Consider the following 12402-nt stretch of genomic DNA (forward strand, 5'->3'; position numbering starts at 1 on the left):
GAGCATACGTTCGAGATTTGCGGGGCCGGGGAGGGTTCGGGGTGGTGCTGTGTATTGCCGGGTGCGGGTACGTTGTGGCTGGTCGCGCAGTTCCCGCGCCCCTGGGTCGGCTGCCCGCCCGCCCCCTCTAGAGGTACTCGGCATACTCGTCCAACACCCGCAGAACCTCCGCCTCTCCCGCCGGAGGCAGCTGTACCACGACCTCCTCGATGCCCAACTCGGCATAGTGTGCGAGCTTTCCGGGGCTGGGATACACGGCGTAGGGCACGACCTGGAGCGCGTCCGTGTCCCGGCCGGCGTCGGTCCAGACGGTTCGTAACCGGGGGAGACTTTCGGACAATCCTCGCCCGCCGATCGGCATCCACCCGTCGGCGTACTCGCTGATGTGCGCGAACAGCTTCGGCCCGGCCGCTCCCCCGATGAGCGTGCGGGGGCCGTTGACCTTCGGAGCGCGAGGCTTCTGTACGGGTTTGGGATAGGCGAAACTGGCGCTTACCGACCCGAACTCCCCCTCGTATGCGACCGGTTCGTCGGTCCACAGGGCCCGCATCAGGGCCATCCGGTCGCGGACGAGATCGCGTCGCGTGGCCCACTCGACGCCGTGGTCGGCGGCCTCCTCCACGTTCCAGCCGAAGCCCAGGCCGAGGGTGAAGCGCCCGCCGGACAGATGGTCCAGGGTCGCGATCTGCTTGGCCAGGTCGATCGGGTCGTGCTGGGCGACCAGGGTGATGCCGGTACCGAGACCGAGCCGTTCGGTGACGGCGGCGGCCTGGCCGAGGGCGACGAAGGGGTCGAGGGTGCGGCCGTACTCGGGCGGCAACTCGCCGCCGGCCGGGTACGGCGTGGTCCGGTCGACGGGGATGTGGGTGTGCTCGGGCAGGTACAGCCCGGCGAACCCCCGCTGCTCCAGCTCACGGGCGAGCCGGGTCGGGGTGATGGTCTCGTCGGTGAGGAAGATCGTGGCGGAGATACGCATGGGTGCATCTGTACCGCGCGGAGACGGCAATGTCCATACCGACCGGTCGGCCTAAATCAGCCCCTCCCCGGACGGCTTCGTCAGCTGCCGATCGGCTGACGATTCCCTTCCCTTGCCCGGAAGTTCACGGCTGAATACGAGGGTTGCACGCACCACCCCTGCACCACCACGCCCTGTCACCCACGACGACGACCTGGGGAGCAGCAGCATGTGCGAGGACCACCATGACGGCGCGGGACTGGGAAGACGCGCATTGTTCGTGACGGGTGCGGCGGCCGCGCTTACGTTGGGAAGCGTGACCTTCGCTTCAGGCGCCGACGACACCCAGGACGCGGAGACCCGCACGGTGCGGGGCACCCTGCCGCCCGGGTCCCCCGACTTCGTGTACCTGCCGGTCGAAGTGCCGTCCGGGGTACGGGAGATCAAGGTCTCCTACACCTACGAGAAGCCGTCCGTCCCGGCCGGCACCCCGGGCAACGCCCTCGACATCGGCATCTTCGACCAGCGCGGCACGGAGCTCGGCGGCCGTGGCTTCAGGGGCTGGTCGGGCGGGGCGCGCACGGAGTTCTTCATCCGGGCCGACGAGGCGACACCGGGGTACGTCCCGGGCCCGGTGCGCGCGGGCACGTGGCACATCGCGCTGGGCCCCTACACGGTGGCGCCGCAGGGACTGCCGTACGAGATCACGATCACGCTGACGTACGGCGAGCCCGGTGAGACCGTGGACCCGACGTACCCGCCGGGCCGGGCGAAGGGCCGGGGCCGTGCCTGGTATCGCGGAGACTGCCACCTCCACTCCTGGTACTCCGACGGCCGCCGTACGCCCGCCGAGATCGCGGCGCTGGCACGGGCGGCGGGCCTGGACTTCATCAACAGCTCGGAGCACAACACGCACTCGGCGCACGCGCACTGGGCGGACGTGGCGGGCGACGACCTCCTGATCATGCTGGGCGAGGAGGTCACGACGCGGAACGGCCACGTGGTGGCGCTGGGCACCGACCCCGGCACCTTCATCGACTGGCGCTACCGCGCCAGGGACAACCGCTTCGGCCGCTTCGCCCGCCAGATCCGGGGCGCCGGCGGCCTCGTGGTGCCCGCCCACCCGCACGCCACCTGCGTCGGCTGCAACTGGAAGTTCGGCTTCGGCGAGGCGGACGCTGTCGAGGTGTGGAACGGCCCCTACACGCCGGACGACGAGGTGACCCTGGCGGACTGGGACAGCATGCTGGTGGCCTCGGTGCGGGAGGGCCGGGACTGGATTCCGGCCATGGGCAACAGCGACGCCCACCGCGACCCCGACCCGGTCGGCACCCCGCAGACCGTGGTGCTCGCCGACGACCTGACGCGCGAGGCGATCCAGGAGGGGATCAAGGCGGGCCGGTCGTACGTGGCCGAGTCGAAGAACGTCTCACTGACCTTCGGCGTGTCCGGTGCGAAGGGCGAACACGCCGGAATCGGCGGCCGGCTGAAGGTCGACCGCGACACCCCGGTCACGGTCCGCCTGGAGGCCTCGGGCGCCCCCCGCTGCACGGTCCGCTTCGTCACCGACCAGGGCGTCCTGTTCACCGGCCCGCCCCTGCCGGTGACGGGGTCCGGGGTCGTGGAGTGGCGCACGACGCCCTCGTACGCGGCCTACGTACGGGCGGAGTTGCGCCACGAGACGGCGGTGGGGCCCTTGCCGGGCGCACTGGCGGCGTTCACGAACCCGATCTTCCTGGGCCACTCGTAGTCACGGAAGATCCACCGCCTTCGGACGAGCAGTGAAGTTCCGGATTGCTACGGTGACAGGATGCAGGAACTGTTGCACCGATTTGAAGAGTGGCTTCGACAGAACGCGCCGGGCGATTATTCCACGCTCCGCCCAGGAGCGTCGGACGGTGATATTTCCAGGCTGGAGAGCGGAATTGGCTTTCCGCTTCACATTGATCTGAAGCTGCTTCTCGCGGAGCACAATGGTGTCACCCCACGCAGGTCCAGCATGGCGCCGGGCGCATTTCTTCTCGGGTACAGCCTTCTGGATACCGACGGAATCCAGGAATGGCATCAGAACCTTTCCTCCATGGCGCAGGAAGCGGTCGAGGAAGGTTACGAGGAAGAGGTGGTCGGGCGCACAGCACACACCCAGTGGGTTCCCTTCGCTCAGGGCCTCACCGGTGATCTGCTGTTCGTCGACCACCGCACGGGCCACGAAGGGGAGATCGGCGAGATCTCGTTCGGCGATCCCGCGTACCTGCTGCTGTGGCCGTCCATGACTCACATGCTCACTGACCTGTGCAACGCGGTGGAGGGGTCGCTGCCGCTACCGACCGCGCACCGCCGCCCCTCGGTCCACGAAGGGCGCATGCTGGAGTGGGCCACCGGCTGACCCATGAAGGAGCCTTGCTACCGGCCCTCAGTCCGTCGGAGCGGTGTCCCCGAGGTCCGCGACCACCGCCGCGTGGTCGGACGGCCAGGTGCCGTCGACGGGGCCGTCGCCGGCGCGGTGGACGGCGCGTACGTGGCCGAGGCCGCCGAGGCCGGGTGGGCCGACGTGGATGTAGTCGATGCGGACGCCGGGCTCCAGGCCCGCCGCGACATAGGGGTTGGCGCGGTCCCAGGTGTCGGCGGGGGCGCCCGGGTCGGCGTACTGCCAGGCGTCGAAGAAGACCTGGCCGGGCACGACCGGGGCGGTGCGGTAGCCGCCGAAGAGACGGATCTCGTCGGAGTCCGGCCAGGCGTTGAAGTCCCCGGTGACGATCGTCGGAAAGGGCGTGTCGCCCCGGTTCTCGGCGATGAACTCGGCCAGGGCCGTGACCTGGCGGCAGCGTACGGCCGAGGCGTGCAGGGCGGACGTCAGGTGGGTGGTGAAGAACGGGATGTCGTAGGCGGGGGTGGCGATGCGGGTGAAGAGGGCCAGGCGGCCGTCGTCGACGTCGGACGGGGCGGGCAGACGCAGGGTGCGCCGGTCGGTCACCGGCCAGCGGCTCAGTACGGCGTTGCCGATGTCGACGTTCGGGTCGGCGATACGCCGGCGCCAGCGGTCCGGGGCGGGCGAGGGGGCCCAGGCCCAGTACATGCCGAGCTCGGCGGCCAGCCACTCGGCCTGGTTCTCGCCGTCGGCCGCCCATACCTCCTGCAGGCCCACCACGTCGGGGCGCAGCTCACGCAGTTCGGTGAGGATGGCCTTCTGCCGTGCCTCCCAGGGCCCGAAGCGCCACCACAGGTTCCAGGTCACGACCCGCATCGGCAGCCACCCGCTCTCGTCATGCCGCGTGAGTCACCATTGAAGCAACAGTTCGACCGTCGTGCCCTGGTACCCAGCAGGAGACAGGAGACCCTCAGGCATGTCCCGCCTCGCCGAGCTCAGGTTCCGCGCCGCCACCGGCTTCCAGCGCCATGTCGGCAATCCGGTGCTGCGCCGCCTTCCCCTCCAGACGGTCCTGGAGACCACCGGCCGGGTCTCCGGCCTGCCCCGGCAGACGCCGGTGGGCGGCCGCCGGGTCGGTGACTCCTTCTGGCTGGTCTCGGAGTTCGGCGACCGGTCCCAGTACATCCGCAACATCAAGGCCGATCCACGGGTACGGGTGCGGATAAAGGGCCGCTGGCACACCGGCACGGCCCATCTGCTGCCCGACGACGACCCGGTCGCCCGGCTGCGCCGCCTGCCCCGCTTCAACAGCACGGCCGTCCGCGCCCTCGGGACGAACCTGCTGACGGTCCGGGTGGATCTCGGCGGCTGACACCCGCGGCACCGGTCAGGCGGCCACCGTCAGTCGGCCGCCGCCCGCTCGCACAGCTCCCGCACCAGGCGTGCGACGTCCCGCGGCGCCCGCAGCGTCGGGAAGTGGTCGCACTCCGGGTGCCGGACCAGCCGGCACCCGGGGATACGTGCGGCCATCGCCTCGTTGCAGCGGATCACCTCGGGCTGGTCCCGCTCACCGAGGAGGAGCGTGCAGGGGAGGTCGAGTTCGCCCAGCCGGTCGAAGGCGGGGGCGCCGGGCGTCTCGTGCCCGTACGTCGTGAACCAGGCCGGGATCGCCGCCCGCAGCGCCGACTCGGCCTCCGGGTCGGGGTCGGGGCCCGCCGCGCCCCACAACCGCAGCGCGAGCGCGACCAGTCCGTCCATGTCCCCGGCGGTGGCCAGCCGGCCGATCTCCTCGGTGACCTCGGGCACCTCGAGACCCTCGTATCCGGCGACGCCCGGCACGAACAGGCCCAGGGCCGCCACCCGGCCGGGGTCGTCCAGCGCCAGGTCGATGGCGGCCCTGGCGCCCATGCTGGAGCCGGCCAGGACCACCCGGGGCAGTTCGAAGTGGTCCAGGACGCTGCGGAGGTCGTCCACCTGGGCGTAGGAGGTCGTGGGTGCCGGGGAGCGGCCGAAGCCGCGGGCGTCGTACCGGATCACCCGGTGGCGTCCGGCCCCCAGGCCGGGCAGGACGGGCTCCCACAGCCGGGAGTCCCCGACGCCCGGGTGCAGCAGGACCACGGGCGGCCCCGCCCCGTCCGCACCGGTGTCGTCCGCCCAGACCTCGCCGCCCTTGACCTGCACCAGGTGTCCCATACGGCAGACTCTGCCCGCCCTGCCGCCCCGGCGACAGACACCGCCCGGTCAATCCCCGGCGCTCACCCCGGCCACACGATGGCCTGCACCTCGCTGTAGGCGTGCAGGGCGTACGACCCGACGTCCCGTCCCACCCCGCTCTGCTTGAACCCCCCGAACGGTGCCTCCATGTTGCGGCCGACGGTGTTGACGCCGACCCCGCCGGCCCGCAGCCGCCGCGCGACACGGAAGGCGCGGGCGACGTCACCGGACCAGACGTAGTCGATCAGGCCGTACTCCGAGTCGTTGGCGAGGGCGATGCCCTCCTCCTCGTCGTCGAAGGGGATCACGCACACGACCGGCCCGAAGATCTCCTCCCGGGCGACCGTCATGTCGTTGGTGCAGTCGGCGAGGAGGGTGGGGGCGACGTAGAAGCCCTTGCCGTACGGCGGCCGTTCACCACCCGCCACCACCACCGCACCCTCCTTGCGGCCCGTCTCCACGTATGACTCCACCCGGTCCCGGTGCTCCGCCGAGATCACCGGCCCGACGACGGTGCCCGCCTCGCGCGGATCGCCCACCTTCAACCGGCCCGCGTACGCCGCCAGTTGCTCGACCAGCCGGCCGTACACGCCCCGCTGCGCCAGCACCCGCGTCGGCGCCGTACAGATCTGCCCGCTGTAGAAGGAGAAGGTGGTGCCGATCCCGGCGACCGCCGAGCCGAGGTCCGCGTCGTCGAAGACGACCGCCGCGCCCTTCCCGCCGAGCTCCATCAACTGGCGTTTCATGTCCCGCCCGCACGCCTCGGCGATACGCCGCCCGACCGCCGTGGAGCCGGTGAAGCTCACCATGTCGACGTCCCCGGACGACACGGCCGCCTCGCCGACCTCCGCGGACCGGCCGGAGACGACGTTCACGACACCCGGCGGCACCCCGGCCGCCTCCAGGGCCTCCGCCATCCGGTAGACGGACAGCGGGTCCTGCGGCGCCGGCTTCACGACCACCGTGTTGCCCATGGCCAGCGCGGGCGCGATCTTGCCGGCCGGATTGGCCCACGGGTTGTTGTAGGAGGTGATGCAGGTGACGACCCCGACGGGCTGCCGCACGGCCAGCGCACCCATCACGCCGGCCCTCCCCGCCCCCACTGCCTTAAGGGCGTGGGAGGTGCCCCCACCCGCCTCGTTGATCTGCGGCGCGATCGCCCACTCGGCGGACTCCACGCGCGCGTAACGCCGGAACCGGGCCGCCCCCACACCGACCTGCATGCCGCGGGCGGTCCCGGTGGTCGCTCCGGTCTCGGCCTGCGCGAGTTCGGCGTACGGCCCGAGACGGCCGTGGATGATGTCCGCCGCCCGTGCCAGCACGGCCGCCCGCTCCTCCGGCGCGGTGCGCGACCACGGCCCGAAGGCCCCGCGGGCCGCCGCGCAGGCCGCGTGCACCTGGTCCCGCGAGGCCTCCGGAGCCCCTCCGACGGTGTCCTCGGTCGCCGGATCGATCACGGGGTAGTGGCCGCCGTCCGGCTCCACCCACGCCCCGCCGACGAACAACCGCTGCCGGTCGACACCTTCGTGGCTCACCTGGTGGCCACCGTCCTGGTGTCCCGCCCCGAGCGCAGCACCCGCCCCGGCACGGCCCCGCTCACCACGTCGTCCCGGATCGCCTCGACGCCGTTGACCCACACGGCCCGCACCCCGATCGCCTTGGAGTCCAGCCGCGGGCTGTCGCCCGGCAGGTCGTGCACCAGGGTGGCCGTGCCGGCGTCGATCCGCTCCGGGTCGAAGAGCACCAGGTCCGCATGGAAGCCCTCCTGGATCCGGCCGCGTTCGCGCAACCCGAAAAGCTGTGCGGGATCGTCGGTCAGCATCTTCACGGCCTGCTCCAGGCTCGCGAGTTTCCGCCCGCGCAGACAGTCCCCGAGAAAGCGGGTGGTGTACGGCGCCCCGCACATCCGGTCCAGATGCGCTCCGGCGTCCGAGCCGCCCAGCATGACGTCGTCGTGCTGCCACGCCTCGGCGCGCAGCGCCCAGGAGGCGGGGTCGTTGTCGGTGGGCATCGGCCACAGGACCGTACGCAGGTCGTCGGCGGCGCAGATCTCCACCATGCACTGCAAGGGTTCCTGGCCGCGTTCGCGGGCGATGTCCTCCACGACGCGGCCGGTCAGTCCGCGGTTGGCGTCGCTGTAGGTGTCGCCGATGACGTACCGCCCGAAGTTGGTCAGCCGCCGGAAGACACCGGCCTCCTTGGACGAGGCGTGCCGCAGCAGCTCCGCCCGCACCTCGGGGTCGCGCAGCCGGGCGATCCGCTCGGGCACGGGCAGCCCCAGGACCGGCCCCCATCCGGGGATCAGGTTGAGCGCGCAGAACGTGCCCAGCGACATGTTCATCGGCGTGAGGATCGGCATGGTCAGCGCCACGACCCGGCCACCGGCCTTGCGCGCCCGTTCACTCGCCAGCAACTGCCGGGGCACCCGCTCCGGCACGGCCGAGTCGATGGTCAGCACGTTCCAGTTCAGCGGCCGGCCGGCGACGGCGCTCATCTCCGCGAACAGCTCGATCTCGGCGTCGCTGAACTGATCCAGACAGCCCGCGACGATCGCCTCGATCTGTGTCCCCTCGTGCTCCCCCACGGCCTTGGAGAGGGCGAGCAGCTCCGCGGGCTCGGCATGCCGGGAGGCCACCGGCTTTCCGTCCCCGTCGGAGTGCGTGGACGACTGGGTGGTGGAGAACCCCCAGGCACCGGCGCCCATGGCGTCGTGCAACAGCCGTACGATCTCGGCCAGTTGCTCCTCGCTGGGCTGCCCGCCGACCGCGTCGGCTCCCATGACGTACCGCCTCAGCGCACAGTGCCCCACCATGAAGCCCGCGTTGACCGCGATCCGCCCTTCGAGAGCGTCCAGATACTCCCCGAAGGAGTTCCAGCTCCAGGGCGCCCCTTCTTCGAGCGCGACCAGCGACATGCCCTCGACCTTGGACATCATGCGCCGGGTGTAGTCGGCGTCCCCGGGCCGGGACGGGTTCAACGGCGCCAGCGTGAACCCGCAGTTCCCACCGGCCACGGTGGTCACCCCGTGGTTCAGCGACGGCGTCGCATACGGATCCCAGAACAACTGGGCGTCGTAATGCGTATGCGGATCGACGAACCCGGGGGCGAGAACGAGCCCGGTGGCGTCCTCGCTGCTGCGGTGTCCCTCTGTGACGGTTCCTATGACGGCGATACGGCCGTCTCGTATGCCGACGTCGGCGACGAAGCCGGGCGCGCCGGTCCCGTCGACGATCGTCGCCCCCTTGATGAGGTGATCGAGCATGAGCCTTGCCTCCTCAGCAGGCGCTGCGGTGACCGACCTGTCTTTTCAGGGGCGCGGGGAACTGCGCGACCAGCCCCCACACACCCGCAGCCGCCGTACGACCTCAGACAGCCCCCCGGAACCGCGTGGTCCGGTGCACAGGATCCGTGTCGATCTTCGGAATCACGTGCTCCCCGATCAACCGAATCGTCTGCAACGTCTCCTCCTTCGGCACTCCCACCGGCAGCCCGAAGCTCAACTGATCCGCCCCGGCCTGCTCCCACCGCTTGCACTGCGTGAGCACCTCGTCCGGATCACCGCAGATCAGCAGCTCCTCCTCGATGAGCAGCTCCACGAACTCCGGCGTGTACTCGGGCAGCGTCTCCGGCCACACCGGGAAACCCTCGGGCCGCGGGAAGGTGTCGTGGTACCGGAACACCAGCGAGGGCAGATAGTGCAGCCCGCCGCTCACCGCGATCTGTATCGCCTCGTCGTGCGTCGGCGCGCAGATGGCCGTCGTCGTCACCATGACGTTGTCGTTGACGAAGTCGCCGATCGGCTCGGCGTTCACGATCGCCGTCTTGTACTGCTCCAGCACCCACTCCATGTCGGAGACCTTCTGGATGCTGAAGCCGAGGACTCCGAGCCCCTTGCGCGCGGCCATCGCGTACGAGGGCGGCGAGCCGGCGGCGTACCACATCGCCGGATGCGACTTCCCGTACGGCTTCGGCAGGACCTTGCGCGGCGGCAGCTGCCAGTGCTTGCCCTGGAAGCCGACGTACTCGTCCTGGAGCCACATCTTGGGGAACTCGGCGATGGTCTCTTCCCAGATCTCCTTGGTGTAGTTCATATCGGTCACGCCCGGTATGAACCCCAGGATCTCGTGCGACCCGGCGCCCCGCCCGCTGCCGAACTCGAAGCGGTTGCGGGACAGATGGTCGAGCATCGCGACCTTCTCGGCGACCTTCACCGGATGGTTGACCTGGGCCAGCGGGTTGAAGATGCCGGACCCCAGATGGATCCGCTCCGTCGCGTGCGCGAGGTACCCCAGGAACACGTCGTTGGCGGAGAGATGGGAGTACTCCTCCAGGAAGTGGTGCTCGGAGGCCCATGCGTACTTGAAGCCTGACTTGTCCGCCTGGATGACGTACTCGGTCTCCTCCATCAGCGCCTTGTGCTCCGCGAGCGGATCGGTCTCGGCGCGTTTGCCCACGTATCCCTGTACAAAGAGCCCGAATTCCAAGGCGGTTCACCGTCCCCGGTTCCGAAGTTTTCTGACGCTCCGTCAGTTTTGAACGACTGTGGCACCACCCGCAGGGAGGGTCAATACCTGATGACCAGTCAGATACGCCCGCAGCGTCAGATGACGCTGACCCCCGCCAGCCACCCCCCGTCGATCACGAACGGCTGCCCGGTGATGTAGGAGGAGTCGTCGGACGTCAGGAACAGCGCCAGTCGCGCCACCTCCTCCGGCTTCCCGATCCGGCCGAGCGGCACGAGCTTGCGGTACAGCCCGTCCAGGGCCCGGCTCGTCTCCTCCGCGTCCGCATCGGGGTCCAGCTGCGCCGGGTTGGACATGGCGGTGTCGATCGCGCCGGGGCACATGGCGTTGACGCGGATGCCGCGCGGCGCCAGCTCCAGCGCGGCGACGCGGGTGAGACCGAGGATGGCGTGCTTGGTCGCGGCGTAGGTGCCCACGGCCGCCATGCCCGTGACGGCCGTGTAGGAGGCGGTGTTGACGATCGTGCCGCCGTCCTCCATCTCCGGGGCCACGGTCTTCATACCGAGGAAGCAGCCGACCTGATTGACCCGCACGACCTGCATGAACTCATCGAGCGGTGTGTCGACGAGGGAGTTGAACCGCAGGATGCCGGCGTTGTTGACGAGCCCGTCGACGCGGCCGTACGCCTCCTTGGTCGCCGTCAGCGCGGCGCGCCAGTCCTCCTCGCTGCCGACGTCGAGGTGGACGTGCAGCGCCCCCAGCTCCTTCGCCAGCGCCGCCGCCTGGTCGTCGAGCACATCGGCGACGACCACGCTCGCCCCCTCCGCCACGAACAGCCGTGCCTCCCGCTCGCCCTGTCCGCGCGCGGCCCCGGTGACGATGACGGTCCGTCCGTCCAGCTTGCCCATGACTCTCCCTAGTCGAGGCGGGGCGCGACCTCGGCCCCGAACGCGGTGATCTGGTCGACGAGCTCGCCGCGGCCCCGGCTGCGGAACCGCACCTGGATCTGGTCCACGCCCATCGCGCGGTATGCCCGCAGCGACTCGGCGAGGGCGTCCGGCGCCCCGGCGAGCGTGCGGCGCCCGACGTCCCAGGTGGGCGTGCCGACGTACAGCGGCTCGGTGATCGCACCGACGGTGTACGGCCCCTCTGTCCCGGCCTCTTCCCGCAGCCGCCGTATCCGCGCGATCTGTGCGGGCAGCCGGTCGCGCGGGTCGCCCTGCGGCAGCCATCCGTCGCCCTTCAGCGCGGCCCGGCGCACGGCGGCGGGCGACGATCCGCCGACCCAGAGCGGGACGCGTTCCTGCGCGGGGCGGGGCAGCTGGCCGAGTCCCTCGAAGTCGAAGAGCTTGCCGTGGTGTTCGGGGAACTCCTCGGGTCCGAGGGCGGCGCGCAGGGCGTCGATCGACTCGTCGAGTACGGGTCCGCGGCGCTCGAAGTCGACGCCGAGCACCTCGAACTCCTCGCGTACGTGCCCGGCGCCGACGCCGAGGATCAGCCGGCCGCCGCTGAGGTGATCGAGGGTGGCGTACTGCTTGGCGGTCAGCAGGGGGTGCCGCAGGCCGACGACCGCGACATGGCTGAGCAGACGTATCCGCTCGGTGGCCGCCGCGAGGAAGGCGAGGGTGGCGACCGGGTCGTACCAGACCGTGCTCATCGCGGAGGCCAGACGGCGCGGGATGGCGACGTGGTCGCAGGTGGCGACGTAGTCGAAGCCGGCGCGGTCGGCGGCGCGGGCGAGGGCCACGAGGTCGTCGGGTCCGGCGCCCGCCTCCCACGCCTCCGCGTACATCGTGCTCTGCGACTGGACGGGGAGCTGCATCCCGAACAGCGTCCTTCCGTCCGGCGGGATTTGGATGGCCACACGCCCTCCTAGATCTGACGATCCGTCATATCCGTGCTCGGGCGCCATCGTCCGGTCTGGCGGCGCAACAGACAAGGGGTGGGGCCGATCCCGGCGCGGTACGGCTCACGGCGTCCCGGAGGCGCCTGGATTGTCGCGATCTTCGTGCGATTGACCAGGGGGTGTCGCAGCTCGCGCCTCAGGGGTGTCACCGGGTGAGGGCGGCCCGGGGGCGGCCCGCACTGGGGGGCGCCACCGCCGCCCTGGTCGCCCCGGGCGGCCAGATCTTCGTGGACGACGTGAACGAGTCCGACGTCGGCGTCGTCAAGCGCGACGACGGCAACCTCCAGGTCACCCTCGGCGGCCGGCCGGTCCATCGCTTCAGCGAGAACCTCGAGCCCGGCGACACCAACGGGCAGGGCGTGGGCGGCACCTGGTTCGGCGTGACGCCGGACGGGCGGAAGGCAGGCGCCGCGGCCGGGAAGCAGGAGCAGGAGCAGGGCGACGGTGGCGCCGCCGCCCCGGCGCAGCCATCAGCCGCGGCCCCCCCCCCCCCCCC

At 71.0% G+C, this 12402-nt stretch carries 11 protein-coding genes and 1 pseudogene; 4 read left to right on the top strand and 8 right to left on the bottom strand.

What is annotated here, in order from left to right; translation table 11 throughout:
- Positions 1-127: 127 nt before the first annotated feature.
- Positions 128-976, bottom strand: coding sequence for an LLM class F420-dependent oxidoreductase (locus tag ACFPQ9_RS43855; RefSeq protein WP_380865960.1), 849 nt, complete (start codon positions 974-976; stop codon positions 128-130).
- A 208-nt stretch (positions 977-1184) separates the two neighbouring features.
- Between ACFPQ9_RS43855 and ACFPQ9_RS43860 the strand changes: the two genes are divergently transcribed.
- Positions 1185-2705 carry a CehA/McbA family metallohydrolase gene (locus tag ACFPQ9_RS43860; protein WP_380865963.1) on the top strand — a complete coding sequence of 507 codons (1521 nt, stop codon included), beginning with the start codon at positions 1185-1187 and terminating at the stop codon, positions 2703-2705.
- A gap of 60 nt (positions 2706-2765) precedes the next feature.
- Positions 2766-3341, top strand: a complete 576-nt coding sequence (locus ACFPQ9_RS43865) for an SMI1/KNR4 family protein (RefSeq protein ID WP_380865966.1) — start codon at positions 2766-2768, stop codon at positions 3339-3341.
- A gap of 27 nt (positions 3342-3368) precedes the next feature.
- Here ACFPQ9_RS43865 and ACFPQ9_RS43870 read toward each other — a convergent pair whose 3' ends face one another.
- Positions 3369-4199, bottom strand: a complete 831-nt coding sequence (locus tag ACFPQ9_RS43870) for an endonuclease/exonuclease/phosphatase family protein (protein WP_380865969.1) — start codon at positions 4197-4199, stop codon at positions 3369-3371.
- 100 nt (positions 4200-4299) lie between these two features.
- Here ACFPQ9_RS43870 and ACFPQ9_RS43875 point away from each other — a divergent pair, with 100 nt between their 5' ends.
- Positions 4300-4695 carry a nitroreductase/quinone reductase family protein gene (locus ACFPQ9_RS43875; protein WP_380865971.1) on the top strand — a complete coding sequence of 132 codons (396 nt, stop codon included), beginning with the start codon at positions 4300-4302 and terminating at the stop codon, positions 4693-4695.
- 29 nt (positions 4696-4724) lie between these two features.
- Here the strand turns inward: ACFPQ9_RS43875 and ACFPQ9_RS43880 are convergent, their stop codons facing one another.
- The 6 genes from ACFPQ9_RS43880 to ACFPQ9_RS43905 form a co-directional block, all read right to left on the bottom strand.
- Positions 4725-5516: an alpha/beta fold hydrolase gene (locus ACFPQ9_RS43880; protein WP_380865974.1), complete on the bottom strand. Its 792-nt coding sequence runs from the start codon at positions 5514-5516 to the stop codon at positions 4725-4727.
- A 62-nt stretch (positions 5517-5578) separates the two neighbouring features.
- Positions 5579-7072: an aldehyde dehydrogenase family protein gene (locus ACFPQ9_RS43885; RefSeq protein ID WP_380865977.1), complete on the bottom strand. Its 1494-nt coding sequence runs from the start codon at positions 7070-7072 to the stop codon at positions 5579-5581.
- Positions 7069-8799 (bottom strand): N-acyl-D-amino-acid deacylase family protein, encoded by a 1731-nt coding sequence (locus ACFPQ9_RS43890; RefSeq protein ID WP_380865980.1) that lies wholly within the window; start codon positions 8797-8799, stop codon positions 7069-7071. Before ACFPQ9_RS43890 ends, ACFPQ9_RS43885 begins: the two co-directional genes overlap by 4 nt.
- A 103-nt stretch (positions 8800-8902) precedes the next feature.
- Positions 8903-10021: an LLM class flavin-dependent oxidoreductase gene (locus ACFPQ9_RS43895; RefSeq protein WP_380865982.1), complete on the bottom strand. Its 1119-nt coding sequence runs from the start codon at positions 10019-10021 to the stop codon at positions 8903-8905.
- A 116-nt stretch (positions 10022-10137) separates the two neighbouring features.
- Positions 10138-10908 (bottom strand): SDR family NAD(P)-dependent oxidoreductase, encoded by a 771-nt coding sequence (locus ACFPQ9_RS43900; RefSeq protein WP_380865985.1) that lies wholly within the window; start codon positions 10906-10908, stop codon positions 10138-10140.
- A gap of 8 nt (positions 10909-10916) precedes the next feature.
- Entirely contained in the window at positions 10917-11822 is a 906-nt protein-coding gene (locus tag ACFPQ9_RS43905; RefSeq protein ID WP_380866088.1) for a TIGR03619 family F420-dependent LLM class oxidoreductase, read from the bottom strand.
- 320 nt (positions 11823-12142) lie between these two features.
- Here ACFPQ9_RS43905 and ACFPQ9_RS43910 point away from each other — a divergent pair.
- A pseudogene (locus tag ACFPQ9_RS43910) lies at positions 12143-12274 on the top strand (COG4315 family predicted lipoprotein); the annotation flags it as partial.
- Positions 12275-12402 lie beyond the last annotated feature (128 nt).

It is taken from the genome of Streptomyces coerulescens, assembly GCF_042657965.1.
Taxonomy (GTDB): Bacteria; Actinomycetota; Actinomycetes; order Streptomycetales; family Streptomycetaceae; genus Streptomyces; species Streptomyces coerulescens.

Coding starts and splice junctions, on each gene's coding strand:
- ACFPQ9_RS43890 (WP_380865980.1), bottom strand. CDS start 8,799: ATGCTCGATCACCTCATCAAGGGGGCGACGATCGTCGACGGGACCGGC.
- ACFPQ9_RS43870 (WP_380865969.1), bottom strand. CDS start 4,199: ATGCGGGTCGTGACCTGGAACCTGTGGTGGCGCTTCGGGCCCTGGGAG.
- ACFPQ9_RS43905 (WP_380866088.1), bottom strand. CDS start 11,822: ATGCAGCTCCCCGTCCAGTCGCAGAGCACGATGTACGCGGAGGCGTGG.
- ACFPQ9_RS43880 (WP_380865974.1), bottom strand. CDS start 5,516: ATGGGACACCTGGTGCAGGTCAAGGGCGGCGAGGTCTGGGCGGACGAC.
- ACFPQ9_RS43855 (WP_380865960.1), bottom strand. CDS start 976: ATGCGTATCTCCGCCACGATCTTCCTCACCGACGAGACCATCACCCCG.
- ACFPQ9_RS43865 (WP_380865966.1), top strand. CDS start 2,766: ATGCAGGAACTGTTGCACCGATTTGAAGAGTGGCTTCGACAGAACGCG.
- ACFPQ9_RS43875 (WP_380865971.1), top strand. CDS start 4,300: ATGTCCCGCCTCGCCGAGCTCAGGTTCCGCGCCGCCACCGGCTTCCAG.
- ACFPQ9_RS43900 (WP_380865985.1), bottom strand. CDS start 10,908: ATGGGCAAGCTGGACGGACGGACCGTCATCGTCACCGGGGCCGCGCGC.
- ACFPQ9_RS43860 (WP_380865963.1), top strand. CDS start 1,185: ATGTGCGAGGACCACCATGACGGCGCGGGACTGGGAAGACGCGCATTG.